This is a genomic window from Actinoallomurus spadix, from assembly GCF_024055725.1.
Taxonomy (GTDB): Bacteria; Actinomycetota; Actinomycetes; order Streptosporangiales; family Streptosporangiaceae; genus Actinoallomurus; species Actinoallomurus spadix.
The window spans coordinates 21264-41876 of record NZ_JAMXMX010000039.1; the positions used below are offsets into that span (position 1 = coordinate 21264).

The following is a 20613-nucleotide window of genomic DNA, read 5'->3' on the forward strand; positions in this document are numbered from 1 at the left end:
GCCGGGCGTCCGGGCGTACCCTGGAACCATGGCGCTGAGGACGGGCACCTACGCGCTGGGGCCGGACGCGGGACGGCTCCTGCTCCGGACGTCACGCAGCGGTGTCGGGCGCAAGGTGGGACACGACCTGACGATCGAGGTGACCCGCTGGTCCGGGGAGGCGGTGGTCGACCCGGCCGACCCCACGAGCCTGTCCGTGAACGTCGACGCGGAGGCCGACTCCCTCCGCGTGCGCGAGGGCACCGGCGGCGTCAAACCGCTGACCGACTCCGATCGCGCGGAGATCGAGAAGAACGCCCGCCAGAAGATCCTCCACGCCGCCGACCACCCCCTGATCAGCTTCCGGTCCACCGGCGCCCAGGGCTCGCCGGAGTCCTTCACCCTCACCGGGGAGCTCACGATCATGGGCCGGACCCGTCCCCTCACCGTGAGCGGCGCCGTGGAGGACGACCGGGTACGCGGCCGGGCGACCGTCGTCCAGACCGAGTGGGGCATCAAGCCGTACTCCGCCCTGCTCGGCGCCCTCAGGCTCGCCGACGAGGTAGAGGTCGAGTTCGACCTGGCGCTCCGTACGGTCACCAGCCGTTGATCGTGATGGATGTGCCGGCCAGATAGGCCCTGATACCGGCTGCCGGGTAGTCGATCGTGTTCGACGGCAGCACGACCGGATCGCACCACAGGAGCTTGCCGCACTTGTGGGGCTCGGCGTTGTACGGCTCCCCGCCCCACCGGTCGGTTGCGAAGAACAGGCCGACCCGGGCGAGATCGGGCCGCTGCCGGTGGTGGACGACGGTGGCCGGCCGCAGGTCCTCAGGGTCGATCCGGATGCCGACCTCCTCGCGGGCCTCCCGGGCGGCGCCGACGGTGACGGGCTCTCCCTCCTCGAGGTGCCCACTGGGCAGGTGGAGCATGCCGTCGCAGTATCCGGTGCCCTGACGTTCCAGGAGGAGGATCTCGGTGCCGCGTTCGAGAATGACGTGCACGTCGATGATCGACCGGTACCGCTCTGGCATGCGTCCTCCCGCGGTCAGTGGTGCGGGGGTGACCATAGTGTCCGGACGGATGCGGTGACGCGCTGAGCGAGGAAATCGGCATCGTGCCTGGCCGGAATCGAACAGGGGGATTCCGTCCGCGTTCTCCGCCGGCGCCGAGGATGTTCGAGCCTGGAGTGACGAGGATCCTCGGCGGCGACGCCGGCGGGTCAGCCCTTGCCGAGGGTGTTCCAGCGGGAGGGCGGCCAGACGATCACGAAGGCGCGGCCGATGACGCTGCTCACCGGGATGGTCCCGTCGTAGCCGTCCTCGAGGTGGAAGCGGGAGTCGGCGGAGTCCGACCGGTGGTCGCCCATCACCCACAGGCGGCCGGCCGGCACCTTGATCGGGCCGAAGCTCTTGTGGTCGTCCTGGTAGACGTACGGCTCGTCGAGGGGCTTGCCGTCGACCAGCACCCGGCCCCGCGCGTCACAGCACTGGACCGTCTGACCGCCGACCGCGATGACGCGCTTGACGAGGTCCTTCTCGTTCGCCTGGGGCATGCCGAACAGGCCGCCCACCCAGCTCAACCCGCGCTGCAGCGGGTTGCTCGGCTTGGCGATCCGCGTCTCCGGTTCCCAGGAGGCGGGCGCGCGGAAGACCACGATGTCCTTCTGCCTCGGGTCGTGGAACCGGTATCCGGCCTTGTAGACGAGGATCCGGTCGCCCGTGCAGCCCGCGCAGCCGTGCAGCGTCCGCTCCATCGACTCGGAGGGGATGAAGAACGCCTGCACCAGGAACGTCTTGATCAGCAGCGACAGCACGAGCGCGATGCCGATCAGGATGGGCAGCTCGCGGAGGAACGACCGTTTTTTCGCGGGCTTCTTCTGCTCCGCCTTGGGCGGGGACTCGTCAGACACGCCTGTACGGTAAACCGAACGGCGATGTGATCGGCGTAAGGCCCCGCAAGCGCCCGCGTCCCGCGTCCCACGGCGGGTGGTCGCGATCGTCCCGGCCCCGGCCGTACCCCCTGGTTGTCCACGCGAGCGCCCGGAGGCCGGTACGCTCGGCTGCGTGAGTCGGGAAGGTGTCACTCCTCAGTCCGAAGACTTCTCCGCCTGGTACAACGAGGTCGTCGTCCAGGCCGAGCTGGTCGACCGCGGCCCGGTCCGCGGCACGATGGTCATCCGGCCGTACGGCTACCGCATGTGGGAGCTGCTGCAGGCGGACCTCGACGGCCGCATCAAGGAGGCCGGGCATGGCAACGCCTGCTTCCCGATGTTCATCCCGGAGTCGTACTTCAAGCGTGAGGCCGAGCACGTCGAGGGGTTCTCGCCCGAGCTGGCCGTGGTCACGGTCGCCGGCGGCAAGGAGCTGGAGGAGCCGCTGGTCGTGCGGCCCACCTCCGAGACGGTCATCGGCGAGTACATGGCCAAGTGGATCGACTCGCACCGCGACCTGCCGCTGCTGCTGAACCAGTGGGCCAACGTCGTGCGCTGGGAGCTGCGCCCGCGCATGTTCCTGCGCACCACGGAGTTCCTGTGGCAGGAGGGCCACACGGCGCACGCGGACGAGGACGACGCGATGCGCGAGACCATGTGGGCGCTGGACGCCTACGCCGGCGTCGCCCGCGAGCTGGCCGCGATGCCGGTCATCGAGGGCGAGAAGACGCCGAGCGAGCGGTTCGCCGGAGCCGTCCGCACTTACTCGATCGAGGGCATGATGCGCGACGGGCGGGCCCTGCAGGCCGGCACCTCGCACTACCTCGGCACCAACTTCGCCAAGGTCTTCGACATCCAGTACCAGGACGCCCAGGGCGAGCTGGTCCACGCCCACACGACGTCCTGGGGCATGAGCACCCGCATGCTCGGCGGCGTGATCATGACGCACGGCGACGACAAGGGGCTCGTGCTCCCGCCGCGGATCGCGACGTACCAGGTCGTGATCGTGCCGATCGGCCGTGACGAGCTGGCCGAGCGCACGCTCGCGGCGGCGAGCGAGCTGGCGGCCCGGCTGAAGCAGGCCGGCGTCCGCGTCCACGTCGACGAGCGCACCCAGCTGCGGCCGGGCTTCAAGTACAACGACTGGGAGATGCGCGGCGTCCCGATCCGGCTGGAGCTCGGCCCCCGCGACCTCGACGCCGGGGTCGTGACGCTGGCCCGCCGCCTCGGTGACCAGGGCAAGGAGCAGATCCCGCTCGACCGCGTGCCCGAGGTGCTGCCCGGCATCCTGGACGAGTTCCAGGCGTTCCTGTACGACCGCGCGGAGCGCTTCCGCGACGAGCACACCGCCGAGATCGACGACTGGGAGTCCTTCCGGTCGCAGGTGAGCGGCGGCTGGGCGCGGGTCCTGCACTGCGGGCGTACGGAGTGCGAGGACGAGATCAAGGCCGACACCGCGGCGACGCCGCGTGTCGTCCCGGCGCAGGCGCCGGAGGAGACGGGCGTCTGCTTCCGCTGCGGGCAGCCGTCGGCGTACGGCAAGCGGGTCATCTTCGGCCGTTCGTACTGACCGCGAACGCACAAGGAAGGCCCCGTACCTCTCGTACGGGGCCTTCCTTCGTGGTCTCAGTCGATGACCCTGCCGTCGTCCCGCTCGGCGCGACGCCGGTCGGCCTCCTCGCGCCGTAGTTCGCGGCGGTCGGCCTCCGCGCGCTCGGCGTCGCGCTCCTCGGCGTCCGCCTCGCGTGCCGCGTAGATCCGCCGGCGGGTCAGCATCGGCTGCACGAACCAGGCCCACCCGGCGACCAGGACGAATCCCGCCGCCGTCGCGGCCGCCAGCCCGGAGGAGAAGAACCCCTTCGCGGCGACCGCCACGGCGCTGGCCATCGAGACGGTGAGCGCCAGCGTCCCGGCGATGCCGTACCGGTTCGACCGGCTGACCAGCAGGTCCTTACGGCCGGACCGGAACAGGATCCGGTGCTGGGCGGCGGGGGCCATCAGGCAGATGGACGCGCCCGCCGCCGTGATCAGTGACAGGTAGAACACCCACTGCCCGACGTGACCGACCCGCTTGAACCCGTTGGAGAACGGCAGGGTCAGCAGGAACGCGAACAGGAACTGCACCCCGGCCACGATGACCCGCAGCCCCTGCAGCATCTCCACGAGTTCGCGGTCGAACCGCTCCCGCGGTGTCTCGTCCCGGCGCGGATCCGGCTCCTTCGTGTCGCTCGTCTCCATCGAGGGCCGTCAGAAGTCCTCGTCCTCGTCCGCGGCACCGGCGCCGACACCCGCCAGAACGGGCTCGGGCTCGGGCGCCGGCTGCAGGGACTCGTACACCTTGACGGTCTCGTGCGCGACGCGCTCCCAGGCGAACCGCGACCGGACCCGGTCGACGGCGCCGATGCTGAGGGCCGTGCGCATCGTCGGGTCGGCCAGCAGGGCGCGGACGCGCCGGGCGATCTCCATCGGCCGGTCGGCCGGGACGTGGATGCCCGTGACGTTCTCGACCACCGAGTCGAGGTGACCGCCGACGGGGGAGGCGACCACGGGAGTGCCGCACGCCATGGACTCCAGCGGCACCCGGCCGACGGTCTCCTGCGCGGGAACGCTGATCGTCAGGTCGGCCGAGCGCAGCAGCTTCGGCGCGTCGTTCGCCGAGACGCGGCCGATGAACGTCACGCGGTCGGCGACCCCGGCCTCCTTGGCCTTGATCCGCAGCTGGTGGACTGTCTCGTCGGTCTCCAGGTCCTCACGGTCGGGGCCGCCGGCCACCACGAGCTCGGCGTCCGGGATCCGGGCCAGCGCCTGGATGACGGAGACCACGCCCTGGTGCCGGCCGACCTTCATCAGCGTGACGAGGCGCGGCGCGTCACCGCGCGGCAGGGACGGGCCGTTCGGGGCGAACTTCTCGACGTCGACGCCCGAGGGCACCAGCGTGATCTGGCGCCGCGAGATCCCCAGCCGTACGAGCTCGGTCCGCTCGCTCTCGGTCATCGCGACCACCGAGCGGACGCTGCGGCCGATGGCCTTCTCCAGGCGGACCCGCGTCGGCGAGCAGGGCTGCCCCGACCGGCTCAGGGTCGTCCCCAGGGTGTGGAAGGACTGGACGACCGGAATGTCGAGGCCGTTCGCCCCGGCGATCGCGGCCAGGCCGCTCACCCAGTGGTGCGCGTGCACCACGTCCGGGCGCCTGCCGTGCCAGCGCCGCGCCAGCTCCGCGCCGAAGTCGGCGAGGTAGGGCAGCAACTCGTCCTCCGCGAGCGGCCGGGCGGGCCCGACGGCAAGCTGCTCCACGGTGACTCCAGGAGCGAACCGCACCTTCTCCCGCGGGTCCCGCCCGTCCTGCCGGGTGAAGACGGTCACGCGGTGGCCCTGCCGCCCGAGCTCACGGGCCAGCTCGGCGACGTGCACTCCAAGGCCCTCGTCAAGGCCCTTGGCGGCACCGAGGGGGCTGTCCTGGACCGAGACCATGGCGATGTTCATCATCGAGCAACCTCCGAGAAGATCAGGCGACCGGGCGCGTCGGTGTCCGCGACGATCTCGGCCCGTCCGGCTCCCGTACGTACGGGAAGGGAGCCGTGGGAGTGATCGGGGATGGGGAATGCGCGCGTGCACTCACGGCCAGGGACGTTGCCTGGAGCCGTGGGGGAAAGAGAGGAAACCGCCGACGTCAGGCCGCTGACCGGGCCTGGACTGTATGTACGCATGCACACCCTCCGGAGATCGAGGGCGGGTATGCCGCCCTCCGGTGGTGTGCCTGCGTCTTAGGCACGAGTTCCTGGACCCAATTATTACCTCATGTCGCGGCGATTAAACAGCCGACCCGGAAACCGCGATCCGGCCGCCGGTGTCCGCGGTGACGCGCAGGGCCAACATCGACACGTCATCGCGCAGCTCACCGCCGCAGAACTCGAGCAGGGCGTGCTCCACCGCGAGCGGCATGTCGGCGACCGGACCGTCGGCGTGCGCGGCGAGGATCTCGACCAGGCGCTCGTGCCCGAAGCGGTTCCGCAGCGCGTCGGAGCTCTCCACGAGGCCGTCGGAGTACAGGAACAGCGTGTCCCCGGCCTCCAGGTCGAGCGACTCGACCCCGACCTCGAAGTCGTCGGCGAACAGGCCGAGCGGGATCCCGCCGCCGCTCAGCGTGCGGATCAGGCCGTCGCGCCGGATCAGCACCACAGGCGGATGCCCGGCGCTGCCGATCATGACGGAGAGGCCGTCGTCGCGTGGCTCGACGCAGGCCATCACGGCGGTGACGAACCGCCCCTCCTGGTCGAGCAGCGTCTCGTTGACCATCGCCAGGACCTCGTCGGGCTTGGCGTTCCACCGGCCGAGGATCCGGATGCCGTGCCGCGCCCCGGCGTTCACGGCCGTGGCGTCCTCGCCCTTCCCGCAGACGTCGCCGAGGGCCACCCCCCAGCCCGCCGCGGTCGGGAACACGTCGTAGAAGTCACCGCCGAACCCGCCGTCCCGCGTCGCCACGACGTACCGCGCGGACACCTCGGTGCCGGGGATGGCCGGCAGCTCACGCGGCAGCAGGCCGGCGCGCAGCCGCTCCGTCACCTCCATGCGGCGGCGGTAGCGCCGCCCGGTCCGGATCACCAGGGCGAGGTTGCGGGCCAGCCGCTCGACCAGCCCGAGGTCCATCAGGTCGAACGGCCCCTGCTCGCCCGAGACGGTGAGCGTGAGGGTGCCCAGGGTGTGCTCGCCGTCGTCCAGCGGCACGCAGATCAGCGAGGACGCCTCCATCAGCCCGCACACGGGCAGCCCGGCCTCCGTCGTGCCGAGCGTCCGCAGATCGTCGATATGGGCCTGCAGGACCGACTGGCCGCTGTCGTACACCAGGGCGGGCAGCGAGCCGGGGCCCGGATGGACGTTCTCCAGCATGCGGGCGATCTGGGTACGGCGCTCGTCGTCCGGGCCCATGACGACCTGACGCCGCAGGGCGCCGTTGCGCTCCACATCGACGATCACCCAGTCGGCGAGCTCGGCCGCGAGCAGCCGCGCCGAGCGGCGGACGGCCACCGACTCGGTCAGCGAGTCGTCCTCCAGCAGCATCCCGGTCGCCGTCGCGAGGACGTCCATCCGGTGCACCACCGTGGCGACCGCGTCGTCCGTGGCCGACACCTCGGGCGCGGCCTCCTGCGCGTCCGGCTCCTTCGTCGACGGGGCGGTCGCGGCGACCACGAGCGGCTCGGGCTCCCCGCTCACCCAGATCCGAGCGAGCGTCACGTCGGCGAACACCGGGCCGTGCTTGGAAAGGAAGCGCACCCGTGTACGGCGCCGCTGACCCGAGTGGAACACCCCCGCGATGTGCGAGCCGACCGCCGCCCGGGTCGCCATGTCGCAGAACACCGGGAACGGCTTGCCGGTGAGGTACCCGGCGGACGAGCCGAGCAGGGCGCCCGCCTGGCGGTTCACCCGGCGGACCGTGCCGTCGCGCTCGAGCAGGAACAGCGGCACCGGGGCGTCCTGGAACACCGTGCGCAGCATCCGGCGCTCGCTCTCGGCGGCCTCGGACCGCGCCTCCGCGGACGCCCGGCCGTCACCGGTGGCGCCGAGCGCCGCCACGGCCAGCTCGAGCTCGACCAGGGCCGCCTCCAGGAGCGGGCCCGCGTCGGCGTCGGGCAGGGCCGCGGCGCTGCGGAGCTCACTCAGCCGGATCTTGAGCTTGGCGGTGTCCTGGATGAGGGACTGGGTCTCCTGCTGGTCGGACATGTCCCTCCCAGCCTGGCACGTGATCACTGCCCGCGTCCGAATCGGGCGGCTGTTCGTACTCTAACGGCCATTCCTGGCGCCAGCGAGACCGGACCGCCCCGTGCCGTCGCCGTCCGGGCCGCTGCCCTCGACGATCCGCCGCGCCAGCGCCGTCAGCTTGACGTGCCGGGTCTGCGAGATCCGTTTGAGCTCGTTGAACGCGGTCTCGGCGTCACAGCCCATCGCGTGCATCAGCACGCCCTTCGCCTGGTCCACGACGGCCCGCGCCTCCACGGCCTGCTGCAACTGCACCGCCGTACGGTGGGCGTCCTCGTAGTGCCGGGTGTTGGACACGGCCGCGCCGCCCTGCGCGGCCAGGAGGGCGCCGAGCCCCAGCTCCCGCCGGTCGAGCGCGCCGGGCACCACGCCGTACATCATCAGCGTCATCAGGATCGGCCCGGTGCGGTGCACGGTCGTGGCGAAGCACCGCACCCCCCGCTGCAGGGCGATCGGGGTGAAGGCGGGCCATCGGGTCTCGACCAGCGTGTCGGAGCAGAAGATCGAGGTCTCGCTGCGCGCCACGTCGAAGACCGGGCCGTCCCGGCGGGCGCACTGCACGTCGATGAGATGGGACAGGTCCGGATGGGTGCTGGTGACGTCGCGGGGTTCGGGATCGTCCCCGGCGGTCCACCGGATCCCGCTCGCCCCCGCGCATCCCCGGACCGTACGGACCGCGAGCTCGGTCACGCGCCGCAGCGCCGCCGTCTCCGACGCCTCGTGGATGAGGCCCAGGCGGGCGATCTCGACGGCCAGTTCACTGCTGATCTGCGGTCCCACGCCGTCCACGGTAACCCCCTCAGCCTGCCGGACGTGCGCTGCCGGGGGCGGCGCGGGCACCCGGATCGTCACCCGTCAGGTCGTTCGTCGTGTCGCCGGCCACGTCGCCGGTGATGTCGGCGGCCATGACGTCGCGGAGTGAGACGATGCCCACCGCCCTGCCCTCCTCCACCACGGGGAGCCGCCGCACGCCTCGCTCGCGCATGAGGCGCACGGCGGCCTCGGCCTCGTCATCGGGCCCGATCGTCACCACGCCGGCGCTGCAGACCTGGTCCAGTCGGGTGCCGTACAGGTCGCGTCCTTCCGCCACGGCGCGTACGACGATGTCGCGGTCGGTCAGCAGTCCGCACAACCGGCCCGCCTGCGTCACCAGCACCCCGCCGATGCCCTGGTCGCGCATCAGCCGGGCGGCCTCGGTGAGCGGCGCGTCGAGAGGGAGGGCGACCGGTTCGGGCGTCATCACATCGCGTACTTTTTGCGCCATTGCGAACACTCCCTTCGCCCGTCATGCGCCGACTACCCCCGAAGGCGGGTCTTATTCCGAACCGGGGCGCGGTGCGGATTATGGGCGTCGACGGAGGGTCGGAGTGTTCGCCGTATCCCGATCGTCAGAAGTCGAAGATCGAAGCCGTCTTGGCCCGCAGCACGCAGGTGTTGGGGTACTGCCCGGTGACCTTGACCGGCTCGCCGCGCCACTGCCCTTCCGCGCTCACCGTGACCGGTGAGTAGATCATGAAGCAGGCCCGGGGGTTCCTCCGGTCGGGGGCGACCGTGAGGTCGCGGCGCGCCTTGTCGAGGTCCGCGCACGCCTGCGCGGCCTTCGGATGGGTGCCGCCCACCGGATCGCACTGCAGCGTCACCGTACGCGGGAGGGCCGAGCCCACCGTGGTCCGCAGGGTCAGCAGGGTCGCACCCGGCGCGGCCTGCCCGGCTACCGGGCTCGCGGACGGCGGCACCGGGGCGCCGGCACCGTCCTGCGGCGGCGTCGTGACCGACACCGGGGCCCCGACCTCCGAGACCGGCGGCACGCGTTCGCTGAACCGCTCCGGGGTGTCCGCGGTGGTGTCCGCGTCATGGATCATCGCCCCGGGTGGCGCGGGCCGGATGTGCCGCCCCGCGTGCGGCCGAACGGCGCCCTTGCCGGTGCCCGTCGACGGTGGCGCCGGTCTCGTCTCGGCTCCGGCCGCGGAGGCCGAGAGCACTGCCGGAATTGCGGCGGCGATGGAACACGCCAGAATGATTCGCATTTGTCGTTCCCCCCGAAAAGTCCGCCTGATCAGCGGAGCTCAATCGCTCACTGTAGCGCACTGATCTCGGACCGTAATTGGGCCGCATGTCCGCAGCCGACGCCCCTGACGGGCTCGCGCCGATAGGATCAGTAGCGTTTCCACCCCCATACGCCCGGTTCAGGCCGAGAGGAGACCGGTGTCCGAACAGCCCTGGCAGGTCACCGTGCTCGCCGAGCTCGGCATTCCCCTGTCCGGGCTCATGGTCTCCGATCCGAGCGGCCGTCCCGTTCCCTCGGCCACGCAGAACACGGCCGGGAGCCAGGCGCCGCCCGCCGGTGTCCCCGAGGCCCCGCCCGCGCCGCCCGCCACCGCCCCGCCGGCGACCGGGCCGGCCCGGCAGGACGATCCACACCCGCCGGAGGACGTCCCTCCGATCGGATCGCCGGACGTCCCCCCGGTTCCGGCCGAACGCACCGCCGCCGATCCGGAGAGCGATGCGCCTCCGGCCGGTGACCGGCCCTACCTCGCCGACCAGCCAGTGATCGGTGGCACGGTCCACGACGACCGGGCCGTCGCGTTCGGCGGCTTCAGCGGTGACTCGACCGCGCCGACCCGTCCGCCGCAGGAAGAACAGCCGGGGTCCCGGCCGGAGCCGCCGGGGCAGCAGGCACCGGCCCCGTCCTGGGACCAGACCGCCCCGCCTCAGTGGGAACGGACCCCGTCGCAGGCGGACCCGACCGCACCCGCGCAGTGGGAACAGACGCCGGCGCAGGCGGACCAGGCTCCTCCGGCGCAGTGGGAACAGACATCGTCGCAGGCGGAACCCGTACCTCCGGCGCAGTGGGAACCGGCGCCGGCGCAGGCGGAGCCGGCGGCACCGCAGGCCGACCAGGCCCCTTCCGCACAGAGGGTGCAGTTCCCTCCGCAGACGGAACAGCCCGTGCCGGGGTGGGGCCAAGCGGCGCCGCAGGCGGAGCCGGCGCCTCCGGCGCAGTGGGCGCAATTCCCGCCGCAGGCGGACCAAGCGCCGCCGCCGGAGTGGGACCAGCCGGTGCCACAGGCGGAGCAGGCGCCGCCGGAGTGGGGCCAGCCGGTGCCACAGGCCGACCAGGTGCCCCCGGCACAGTGGGCGCAGTTCCCCGCGCCGACGGAGCAACCCCCGCCGGACCAGTGGGAGCAGGCGCAGCCTGACCAGCGGGGGCAGGCGCAGCCCGACCCTTGGGGGCAGGCGCAGCCGGGCCAGTGGGAGCAGGCGTCGCCGGACCCGAACGCCCCTGCCGCGGTGTGGCCCGACCTCCCGGCAGAGGGCGAGCAGGGCCCGGCGTCGTGGGATCCGCCGCAGCAGGCGGGATGGGATCAGGCCGCCCAGCCGTCCTGGGGGGCTGAGGCGGCGGCGCCGCAGGAGTCCTGGCCGTCGTCCGGTGCCGACGCGTGGCGGCAGGATCCCGAGGCTCCGCCGGATCGTCCGGCGCAGGGCTCACCCGCGTCCGGTCCCGCGCCGCTGGGGCCGCCTGTGACGGGCGGGCCGATGGCGCCGCGCGATCTCGTGCGCCGGTCCGCGTACGGCGACCCGCTGGTACGCCGCATGTCCCGGGGCGTGCGCCGGGCCATGGGTGCCGCCGCGGCGAACGACGTCCGCAAGGCGACGGACGTGGCGGCCGTGCTGAGCCGGCCCGTCCCGTCCTGCCGGCAGATCGTTGTCACGAGCATCCGGGGCGGCGCCGGCAAGACGACCGTCGCGGGGCTGACCGCGACCGTGATCGCGCAGTACCGGCAGGACCGCGTCCTGGCCGTGGACGCCGACTCCGGGCTCGGTTCGCTGCCCTTGCGGATGGGCGTCGGCCCGCGCCTGTCGCTTCACGACCTGACGTCGTCGCCGCAGCCGAGGTCGTTCGAGGAGGCGTCCCGGTACCTCGCCCAGACCACGGACGGTCTCTGGGTGCTGTCCGGGACCGCCGGAGGACGGATCACCGGAGAGCTCGACCTCACCACCTTCCGTACGGCGGCGGGCGTGATGAGCCGCTACTTCGCCGCGTCCGTGATCGACTGTGGGGCAGGGCTGCTGCCGGAACTGCAGCGCGGCATCATGGCCGAGGCCCACGCGCAGGTCATGGTCACGCCGGGTACGGTCGACGGGGCGCTCAGCGCGCACGGTGCCCTGGAGTGGCAGGCGAACAACGGCTACGAGCACCTCCTGCCCCGTACGGTGATCGCGTTCGTGACGCACACCCCGCACGTCGACGCCGATCTGACGCGGGCAGCGCAGATGCTCAGCTCGGGCGGGTTGCCGGTGGTGCACATCCCCTATGACCGCCATCTGGCCGCCGGAACGGCGGTGGAGTCCGCGCGGATCGGCCACGAGACCCGGGCGGCGGTCATCCGGATCGCGGTCGAGGCGTTCGCGCGGGCGGTCGCCGCGTGACGACGACCCCCGGCAGGCGAGACGCTCCCCGATAGGAGGTGAGGTTCTTGACCAGCGACTTCGTCGCGTTGGTCCGGCATCGGCCCGAGATCTCGACCGTCATCGACGGCATGATCGCTTTTGGTGAGTCGCTGGAGCCGTACGACGCCGGTGACGGGGCCTTCCATCTCTACGACGCCGGCGGGCGGCTCGCCGTCTCCATCGAGACCCCGCAGCTCGTCGAGGTCGGTGGCGAGGTCGAGCGGCTGCTGGGCCCGGAGCTCGCCGGCCGCGTACGGACGCCCGTGTGGTGGGTCGAGGTACGGGCGGCGGCGGGCATTCCGGAGGCGGCGCGGATCGCCCGGAGGTTCGCGGCAGACCTCGTGCACTGGCAGGGCGGCACAGTATGGCCGGAGGACGCCGCTCCTCCGACGAAGGAGGGCCCGTGAGCGCAGTGCCTCTGGTCACTCTCCCGGCGGAGGCGGGCACGTGAGCGGCCCGGCGGCGGACGCGCTGACCCCGAACGCGATGGTGGTCCTTCAGGATCGCCCGGTCGTGGCGTTCACGCGCTGGCTGTCCGACGGGCTGCGGCTCTGCAGCGAGACGCGGCGGGGACTGCAGATCGTCACCGGCCCGGACTCCCGGATCACGGTGCCGTTGCGGCTGGTGCTCACCAGCCCGAACAGCCACTGGGTGGTCCGCGCGGACGGCGGCTACTACGACGGCCTGTCCGGGGTGCCGCTCGTGTGGGACGGCGCGGCCTTCGTCACCGATCCGCAGGCGCGGACGTACGCTCCCGCCTACACGACGCCCCCGTCGGAGCCCATCGGCGCGCAGCTGACGGTGACGTTCCGGGTGCGGTACACCTCGGACACCGCGATCGGCGCCGCCACCGAGGACATCTGCACCGCGCTGACCGGCGGTCCGCCCGGCGGCTGGGGAACGGCGGAGCCCGCCACCGACGTGTGGCGGCGGGAGAGGCTCAGTGAGCTGTTCTGGTCACGTGGTGCCGAGGCGACCTGGCTGACGATCGTCGGCACGGGCGCGACACCGGCCGTCGGCACGATGCTCGTGTCGAAGACGGGGGATGCGGTCGAGGAGGCGGTGACGATCGTCGTCGGGTACGCCGATCCCCGCGACGTGCCGGCCGCCGCGCTGCCCGGCCTCCTCGGCGGGATCGCCGCCGGACGGCACCTGATCTCGCTGTTCGCCCAGCTGGGGAACGGCCGCGCGGATCTGACGACCGTTCCACGCTGGCTGGGGCCGCCCGCGCCGATCGGCATGGCCGTGGGAGGGATGGTCTCGGAGGTGCCGGGCATCCCGGCGCAGCAGATCGGGGACGCCCGGTCGCCGGCGGTGTGGTACGTGCTGGGGGACGGCCGGCAGCAGGAGGGCTGGCAGCGGTACGAGCAGCTGACCCGGCACCTGCAGGGCGGATTCTGAGCGACCGGTCCGGCGCGCCGTCTGCGCGCACCGGGCCGTCGGCGGCCCGGTGGCCGGTGCCGACCGCTCAGGGCGGCCCGCTCAGGGTGGCCGGTTCAGGGTGGCCGGCTCAGGGTGGCCCGCTCCGGCGGTCCGCTCAGGCGGCGCGGACGACGGCGACGCGCGGCGCGTACTCCTTGAGCTGCTCGCGGAGCTGACGGCGGCCGCGGTGCAGCCGGGACATCACCGTGCCGATGGGGGTGCCCATCATCTCGGCGATCTCCTTGTAGGGGTATCCCTCGACGTCGGCGAGGTAGACCGCCGTGCGGAACTCGACGGGCAGGTCGCGCAGCGCCTTGATCACGTCGGAGTCGGGCAGGCGGTCGAGGGCCTCGTGCTCGGCCGAGCGCAGGCCGGTGGAGGTGTGCGACTCGGCGCGGGCGAGCTGCCAGTCCTCGATCTCCTCGGTCGCGGCGCGCTGCGGCTCGCGCTGCTTCTTGCGGTAGGTGTTGATGAAGTTGTTGGTGAGGATGCGGTGCATCCACGCCTTGAGGTTCGTGCCCTCTTTGAACTGGTGGAAGTTCACGTACGCCTTGGCGAGGGTCTCCTGGACCAGGTCCTCGGCGTCGGCCGGGTTGCGCGTCATCCGCACCGCGCTGGCGTACAACGGGTCGATGAGCGGCGTGACGTCGCGCTCATATCGCTCGACGTCCTGGCGGCGTGCATCGCTCGCCACAGTCGTCATTTGCTGCTCCATAGGGGTACTGACCCGGACGGATCACCGTCTCTGGTCGGGGGGAGCTCCCCGCTTCGGTGCGGGGCCGGTACGAGGCGCCGGACACGGAGGCTCTCCGTGCAGCTTGTCGGCTATGAATGCCCGCCTGGGGCGTGGCGGGCCGGATCGCCGATGCGCCACCGACTGCTGTGTCGGTCGGACCGGCGAGGAGGCTCGGCGCCTCTCACGCGGGCGCCTACCGGAGTCGTCAGTCTAACGCAACTTCGACACGCCGCGAAATGAGCTTCGTCACACTCCGTGTCCACGGTCGGGCCTCCTTCGTCGAGCGTCGGTGCCGGTGGCCGGTCTCTCGGCTGGACGAATGGGTGATTACCCCTTTTCTGGCGGACACAACGTGCATCGTGCGCGGCGTGCGTAAAACCACAGGGCGTGGCCGCGCGACCTGGGGCCGCGTGGCCACGCCCTGGGGCGGTGGGCTCGTCGACGGCGGATCAGCCGAGCAGGTGCTTCATCGCCTTACCGATGATCGCGTCGCGCTCGGCCGTGGACGGCACCTGCTCCAGCCCGAACCCGAACATCAGGGTGTCGGGGGTGGCGACGGCCGCGACACCGAAGCCCTGGGCCCTGCGGAAGTCCTTGGCGTTGGGCGGGCTGCCCGCCGGGGCGCCGGGGGTGGACCAGGGACCGAGGCCGTTCTCGAAGCCTTCGGTGTCGAGGGTTCCGGCGGTGGTCGTGACCTTGGTGTCGTCGACGAACGCCCCGATGCCGCCGGTGGCCGGATCCGTCACGTAACCGATCGAGATCTCGACCTTCTTGCCCGCGTACGCCGACAGGTCGAACGAGACCGGCTGCCAGCCGCCGGAGTTGCCGGTGAAGCGGTTCCACGAGCCGCTGGTGCCCGTCGCCGTGCACGGGTCGCCGGGCGTCAGGTAGTGCTTCAGCCAGGGGTGCAGGTCGAGCAGGAACCCGGCCTCGCACTCCGCCGGCACCCCGGTGTCGGTCCGGCCGCCGAGGTCCGGCAGCGTCGTCCAGTCGTCCGCGCCGGCGGTGTGCGCCTCGACGATCACGTTGTCGTAACCCTCCTCCGTGTCGTAGGAGAGCCGGGCCTCGAGCTTGGGCCGCTCGGCGGCCGTGACGCCGCTCAGATCGATGGTGCGGGTCAGGCGCATGTACGAGCTGTCGGCGTGCGCCCCGGCGGCGTACCAGGCGCCCTCGACCGGGTCGAACGGGCCGCCCGTGCCGGTGTACTCCCCGGCCGCCCAGCTCTTGAACTGCGGGAACTGCGCGACCGGCAGGTTGTCGCTGGTCACGTCGAAGTTCCCGGCTTCGTTGAGCGGGTTGGCGGTGCCGCCGAGGCCGGCGGTCAGCCCGGTGAGCGGGGTGCCGGTGCCGCGGAGACCGGCCGGGTTCTCCCGGGTCGCGCGGGAGTAGCCGCCGAGGTAGTACTGCACGAAGTCGTCGGCCAGCAGCTCGCAGTCGTCGCGCAGGGCGGTGGTGACGACGCACGGCTTCTCGGGATGCCCCTTGAGGCCGTAGTAGATGCCGCCGCCGTTCGCCCCGGCGAGCGGGCCGAAGTAGCCGGTGGTCTCGCCGGTGTGCAGCAGCTTGCCGCCCTCGTTGAGGTAGTCGCGCATCCACAGGGTCGTCCGCACCTCGCGGTCGGCGATCTGCGAGTCGGGGAACCGCTGGCTCCCGACCGGGACGTACTCATCGGCGGCGTCCTGCGTGAGCCGGTTGTCGCCGAGGTACCAGACGACGCCCTTGAAGTGGCTCAGCACGCCGAGGTCGTGCGGCGCGCCGTCGGCGTCGATGTCCCACACCGCGGCCTTGAGCTTGTTGGCCTTCAGCGCGTCGACGTACGCCTGCGCGTACTTCGGTGCGGTCGTGCCCGGCGGGTAGGTGGGGTTGACGCCCGTGTAGTCCTCGTCGGCGAGGACGAGCACCGTGGCGCCCTTCCGGTCGCGGACCGCGAACGTGAACGGCTCGCTGACCTTCCCGCCGGCGATGAACCAGGCCTGCACCTTGTCGCCGGGCCGCAGGCCGTGGATCGTGCCGCGGTACTCGGCGAAGTAGGTCCTGCTGTCGCGGCCGTACCGCTCACCGCCCCGCCACTCGCGCACGGCGGCTGTACGCGCGGGGCCGCCGTTGATCCGGTAGCGCAGCCTCTTGCCCGGCAGCGACCGGCGGATCACCGACGCGACGGTCTGGTCGGCGCCGTACGCCACCGGGAACGTGTCGACGGCGAAGTCCGGCACCGTACGGCCGACGGGGGAGACCGGGTGGGCCGGGTCGTGGGCGGAGGCGGCGAGGTCGAGGGCGAGGGGGAGGTTCTTCTCGAACTCCGCCCGGATCAGCTCCTCGCTGTCGGGGAACCCGAAGACCTGCGCCGTGCTCCCGCCGCAGTCGGCGGTCGTCCACTCGTCGTTCGGGTCGCTGTTCACGGCCGTGAGGCAGGTGCTCTGCTCCGGAGTGTAGGTCAGCGTGCCGAGCACGGACTCGGCGTACCCGTCGGTCTCACCGTTCGTGGTGTAGAGCTGCGCGCCGAGCTCGGGCGTGTAGCCGGGCACCGCCGGGTGGTCGACGTCCCCGAGGATCGCCTCGTGGATCACGTCGTCCGGGCTGCGGGTGAGGGACTGCCAGCCGACGCCGTGCAACAGCAACTGCGCGGCCGAGTGCCAGTTCAGCATGAACTTCGGGCGGATCTTCCGATAGAGGGCGACCTGCGCCTTCGTCTCCGGCTCGGACGCCGGACCGGAGCCGCGGTACGTCTCGTCGGCCGGAGTGGCCGACGAGCCCTCGTTGTCGTAGCCCCACTTGTAGGGGAAGTTGCGGTTCGGGTCGACGCCGTCGTTCGAGGTGATCTTGCCGTCGCCGTCGTTGTCCCGCAGGTTCTTGCGCCAGAACCGGTTGCCCGGCGTGAAGGTGTAGTCGTACCCGTCGACGTTCACGACCGGGATGAACCACAGCTCGTCGGTGTCGACGGCCTTCGTCACCTGCGCGTTCTTCCCGTAACCGTCCAGGTAATGGTGCAGCAAGCGGCGTACGGTCTCCGTCGCGATCCACTCACGCGCGTGCTGGGTGCCCTGGTACACGACCGCCGGGCGGCGGCCCGGCCGGAGCGAGCGGGCGTTCTTCGTCACCTTGATCGCGGTGATCGGTTTGCCCTGCACGGTAGTGCCGATGTCGACGGCCTGCGCGATGTCCGGGTGCGCCGCCGCGGCGTTCAGCAGCTCCTCGCGGAGGTTGCCGGGGCCGCTGTAGGGCCGGAACACACCGTCCCCCTTCGCGGCCAGGGGAGTGGCGCGCTGGGCGGCGGTCTTGCCGTTCACGACCTGCAGCCGCAGATCGAGGCCCTGGGCGTGCAGACGCCGCGCCTGCCGGCCGCCCATCAGCACGTCGACGTGGACCTTGCCACCGGTGATCTTCCCGGCGTGGACGTCCTCGGCGTCCAGGCCCGCGCCGCGCAGCGCCCGGGCCTGGTCGAGGGTGATGTCGCCGGTGTACAGGTCGACGCGGTCGGCGACGGGGCCGGGTCGCGGCGGCGACGCGCCCGCGGGCACGGACTGCGGGCCGGCCACGAGGGCCGAGGCGGCGAGGACGGAGATCAACACGGCTTTCACGGCGACTCCGGGTGCTCAGAGATCCCATGCGGGGTGGCGCAATGCTCCCCCGAGGTCAAGGGAGGGTAAAGGGACGTGCCCGAAGCCGGACGGCCTCATGTGGTCACCGGACGTGCCGGCGGCCTCGCCGAGCGACGTAATCGCCTCGAAACGCAGCGCATTCGCGTGGGCGGTTGTAACGTCGAGCGCATCGCGGGTCGGGGGGCCGTGCGCCTGCATCCTCGCTGGAGAGGGGGATCATCCGTGGTCACTCGGCAACGCCCCGCCGCGCGCCTCTCGGCCGCCGGGGTGCCGCCCCGGTTGCTGGACCGCCACCTGCTCGGGATCACCCAGATGGCCGTCGTCCTCCTCGACGGGTCCGGCCGGGTCCTGCGCTGGACCCCCGCCGCCGAGGACGTCTTCGGCGCCCCGTACGACGCGGTGGCCGGCCGTCCGCTGCGCACACTGCTGAACCTGCCGCAGGAGAACCGGTCCGCGTTCGACTTCGGCGACCGGCAACCGCGCCACGTCTGGACCGGGGTGTGCCTGGTCGCGCGCCTCGACGACGGCGCCGTGCGGGAGATCGCCTGGTGGGTCTATCCGCTGGCCGGGCCGGGCGACGCCCGCGGGCTGGCCGTGGCCGCCGACGCCCAGCGCATCAAGGAGCACGGCCACGGCCTCGCGCTGGGCGACGTCCTCATCGCGCCCCCGCCGCCGACCCCGCTCACCGCCACGAGCGGCGTCCGGATCCTCCGCGTCGAGCCCACGCTCGTCCAGTCGTCCACCGTCGACGCCGCGCTGCTCAGGCGCCGCCTCGTGGAGGTGCTGCCGCCGGACCTCGACCACGGGCAGATCACCGACCAGGTCCTCGCCCGCGGCCATCCGGCCGTGAACGTCAGCGTCACCGTGCGCCTGCCGTTCGCCGGTCAACGTGACACCGCGCCGCGGGTCGGCCGCCTCCGGCCGGAGACCCTCCCGCGACCGGCCGTCTCGACGGGCTCCGCCCCGCCGGAGGCCCCCGAGAGGAACGCCGCTCCGCCGGAGACCGCGCCACCGGAAACGGCTGCGGCGCCGTACGATCCGCCGTCCGCCGAGGCGCTGGAACACCGAGCAGCCCAGGGACGCCTGGACTTCCTCAACCACGTCGGCGCCCGCCTCGCCGACACGCTCGACCCGGTGCAGACCGCCGGAGCCCTGTGCGACGCGCTCGTCCCGTCGTTCGCCGACTTCGCGGGCGTTCAGCTGCTCGAGTCGATCGTCTCCGACCAGGAACTGCCCCCGGTGGAGGCCGACGCCTCGCCCAGCGTCGTACGCGTCGCCATGCGCTACGACGAGGAGGACGGCCACTGGGACGACCTCGTCCCCCTCGGCGAGGTGATCCGGATGCCGTCCCGTACTCCGCTCGCCGACGACTTGAGCACGGGGCGGAGCATCAACGTCGCCCGCGTCGGCGAACGCGTCAGCCGCCGCATCTCCTCCCGCGTCGGCGGCCGTGACCTGCGGCCCCTGCTGCGCGGCCGGGCGCTGCTGATCACGCCGCTCATCGCGCGCGGCAAGATCTTAGGCACGATCGTCCTGCTGCGTCGGCGCGACCGGCCGCCGTTCGGCGAGCCCGAGGTCGCCGTGGCGGAGGAGCTGGGCCGCCGGGCGGCGGTGTGCGTCGACAACGGCCGCCTGTACCGCCGCGAGGCGCGCGTCGCGGCGCAGCTGCAGCACAGCATGCTGCCCGGCGCCCCGCCCGACGTCGCCGGCGCGCAGATCTGCTACCGCTACGTCCCCGCCGACGAGGCCGTACGCGTCGGCGGCGACTGGTTCGACGCGATCCCGCTGCCCGGCAGCAGGCTCGCCCTCGTGGTCGGCGACGTCATGGGCCACGGCCTGACCTCCGCCGCGATCATGGGCCAGCTCCGCACCGCCGTACGCACCCTCGCCCCGCAGGACCTGCCGCCCGACCAACTGCTCCGCCAGCTCGATGACCTCGCCCGGCGGCTCGGCGACGAGTGCCTCGCGACCTGCGTCTACGCCGTGTACGACCCGGTGGCCCGGCGCTGCGAGATCGCCAACGCCGGGCACCTGCCTCCCGTGCTCGTCACGCCGTCCGGGGAGTCCTGGCTGCTCGAGGTGCCGCCCGGCGCCCCGATCGGCGTGGGCGGCGTCGCGTTCGAGACGGTGAGCTTCGACGTCGAGGACGGCAGCCAGTTCGTCCTGTGCACCGACGGCCTGGTCGAACGCCGTGGCCGGCCCCTCGACGTCGGGCTCACGGCGCTGCGGGAGTTCCTGTCCGGCCCGCCCCGGCCGCTGGAGGACGTCTGCGAGACCCTCATCGAGAGGTTCAGCACGACGGGCCGGCACGACGACGACATCGCCCTGCTGGCCGTACGCCTCGAGGGCATCCCGAAGGAGGACGTCTTCGCCTGGAGCCTCACGGCGGAGCCGGCGGTGGTCCGCGAGACCCGCCGCCTCGCCCGCCAGGCCCTGGAGACCTGGGGCCTGCACGCCCTCGTGCCCACCGTCGAGCTCCTGGTCAGCGAGCTGGTCACCAACGCCATCGTGCACGGCGCGGGCGACCTCGGGCTCCGCCTGATCCGCGCCAACGCCCTGCTGTGCGAGGTCCGCGACGACGGCTACGACCTGCCGCACCTGCGCCGGGCCGAGACCACCGACGAGAACGGCCGGGGCCTGCAGCTCGTCAGCGCGCTCGCCGAGCACTGGGGCACCCAGCGCACCCCGACCGGCAAGGTCGTGTGGTTCGAGCACCCGCTGTAGGCCGCTCGGGGGCG

At 72.5% G+C, this 20613-nt stretch carries 16 protein-coding genes; 6 read left to right on the plus strand and 10 right to left on the minus strand.

The annotated features are described in order from the left end of the window. The first annotated feature begins 28 nt into the window (after nucleotides 1-28). Nucleotides 29-589, plus strand: a complete 561-nt coding sequence (locus NE235_RS34905; RefSeq protein WP_252810765.1) for a YceI family protein — start codon at nucleotides 29-31, stop codon at nucleotides 587-589. On the opposite strand, the gene NE235_RS34910 is transcribed toward NE235_RS34905, so the two are convergent. Next, nucleotides 576-1013, minus strand: coding sequence for an NUDIX hydrolase (locus NE235_RS34910; protein ID WP_252810767.1), 438 nt, complete (start codon nucleotides 1011-1013; stop codon nucleotides 576-578). The two genes, NE235_RS34905 and NE235_RS34910, sit on opposite strands and share 14 nt — an antisense overlap. A gap of 188 nt (nucleotides 1014-1201) precedes the next feature. Further along, the gene (gene lepB, locus NE235_RS34915; RefSeq protein ID WP_252810768.1) at nucleotides 1202-1891 is read right to left on the minus strand and encodes a signal peptidase I; all 690 of its coding nucleotides are present in this window, start codon (nucleotides 1889-1891) and stop codon (nucleotides 1202-1204) included. A 154-nt stretch (nucleotides 1892-2045) separates the two neighbouring features. On the opposite strand from lepB, the gene proS reads away from it, so the two are divergent. Continuing rightward, complete coding sequence (proS, locus tag NE235_RS34920) at nucleotides 2046-3482, plus strand: proline--tRNA ligase (protein WP_252810770.1); 1437 nt, start codon at nucleotides 2046-2048, stop codon at nucleotides 3480-3482. A gap of 56 nt (nucleotides 3483-3538) precedes the next feature. Here the strand turns inward: proS and NE235_RS34925 are convergent, their stop codons facing one another. The 6 genes from NE235_RS34925 to NE235_RS34950 form a co-directional block, all read right to left on the minus strand. After that, nucleotides 3539-4150 carry a DUF6328 family protein gene (locus tag NE235_RS34925; protein ID WP_252810772.1) on the minus strand — a complete coding sequence of 204 codons (612 nt, stop codon included), beginning with the start codon at nucleotides 4148-4150 and terminating at the stop codon, nucleotides 3539-3541. Nucleotides 4151-4159: 9 nt separating this feature from the next. Next, the gene (locus NE235_RS34930) at nucleotides 4160-5398 is read right to left on the minus strand and encodes a glycosyltransferase (RefSeq protein ID WP_252810774.1); all 1239 of its coding nucleotides are present in this window, start codon (nucleotides 5396-5398) and stop codon (nucleotides 4160-4162) included. Between the two features lie 324 nt (nucleotides 5399-5722). Further along, complete coding sequence (locus NE235_RS34935; protein ID WP_252810776.1) at nucleotides 5723-7630, minus strand: SpoIIE family protein phosphatase; 1908 nt, start codon at nucleotides 7628-7630, stop codon at nucleotides 5723-5725. Between the two features lie 60 nt (nucleotides 7631-7690). Further along, the gene (locus tag NE235_RS34940) at nucleotides 7691-8446 is read right to left on the minus strand and encodes a GAF and ANTAR domain-containing protein (RefSeq protein ID WP_252810778.1); all 756 of its coding nucleotides are present in this window, start codon (nucleotides 8444-8446) and stop codon (nucleotides 7691-7693) included. Between the two features lie 19 nt (nucleotides 8447-8465). Then, on the minus strand, nucleotides 8466-8930 hold the full coding sequence (locus tag NE235_RS34945; protein WP_252810780.1) for a CBS domain-containing protein: 465 nt from the start codon (nucleotides 8928-8930) through the stop codon (nucleotides 8466-8468). A gap of 124 nt (nucleotides 8931-9054) precedes the next feature. Then, nucleotides 9055-9528 carry an SSI family serine proteinase inhibitor gene (locus NE235_RS34950; protein WP_252810782.1) on the minus strand — a complete coding sequence of 158 codons (474 nt, stop codon included), beginning with the start codon at nucleotides 9526-9528 and terminating at the stop codon, nucleotides 9055-9057. Between the two features lie 343 nt (nucleotides 9529-9871). Between NE235_RS34950 and NE235_RS34955 the strand changes: the two genes are divergently transcribed. From NE235_RS34955 to NE235_RS34965, 3 genes are read left to right on the plus strand one after another with little or no spacing between them, the layout of a single operon-like run. After that, nucleotides 9872-12097, plus strand: coding sequence for a MinD/ParA family ATP-binding protein (locus tag NE235_RS34955; RefSeq protein ID WP_252810784.1), 2226 nt, complete (start codon nucleotides 9872-9874; stop codon nucleotides 12095-12097). 47 nt (nucleotides 12098-12144) lie between these two features. Continuing rightward, a complete protein-coding gene (locus NE235_RS34960) occupies nucleotides 12145-12525 on the plus strand; it encodes a hypothetical protein (protein WP_252810786.1) in 381 nt (126 codons plus the stop codon). A 40-nt stretch (nucleotides 12526-12565) separates the two neighbouring features. Next, a complete protein-coding gene (locus tag NE235_RS34965; protein WP_252810788.1) occupies nucleotides 12566-13519 on the plus strand; it encodes a DUF6177 family protein in 954 nt (317 codons plus the stop codon). 136 nt (nucleotides 13520-13655) lie between these two features. On the opposite strand, the gene NE235_RS34970 is transcribed toward NE235_RS34965, so the two are convergent. After that, on the minus strand, nucleotides 13656-14243 hold the full coding sequence (locus NE235_RS34970; RefSeq protein WP_289849654.1) for a sigma-70 family RNA polymerase sigma factor: 588 nt from the start codon (nucleotides 14241-14243) through the stop codon (nucleotides 13656-13658). Between the two features lie 482 nt (nucleotides 14244-14725). Beyond that, complete coding sequence (locus NE235_RS34975; RefSeq protein ID WP_252810792.1) at nucleotides 14726-17854, minus strand: M14 family metallopeptidase; 3129 nt, start codon at nucleotides 17852-17854, stop codon at nucleotides 14726-14728. Nucleotides 17855-18097: 243 nt separating this feature from the next. On the opposite strand from NE235_RS34975, the gene NE235_RS38515 reads away from it, so the two are divergent. Continuing rightward, nucleotides 18098-20599, plus strand: coding sequence for an ATP-binding SpoIIE family protein phosphatase (locus NE235_RS38515; RefSeq protein WP_252810794.1), 2502 nt, complete (start codon nucleotides 18098-18100; stop codon nucleotides 20597-20599). Nucleotides 20600-20613: the final 14 nt, after the last annotated feature.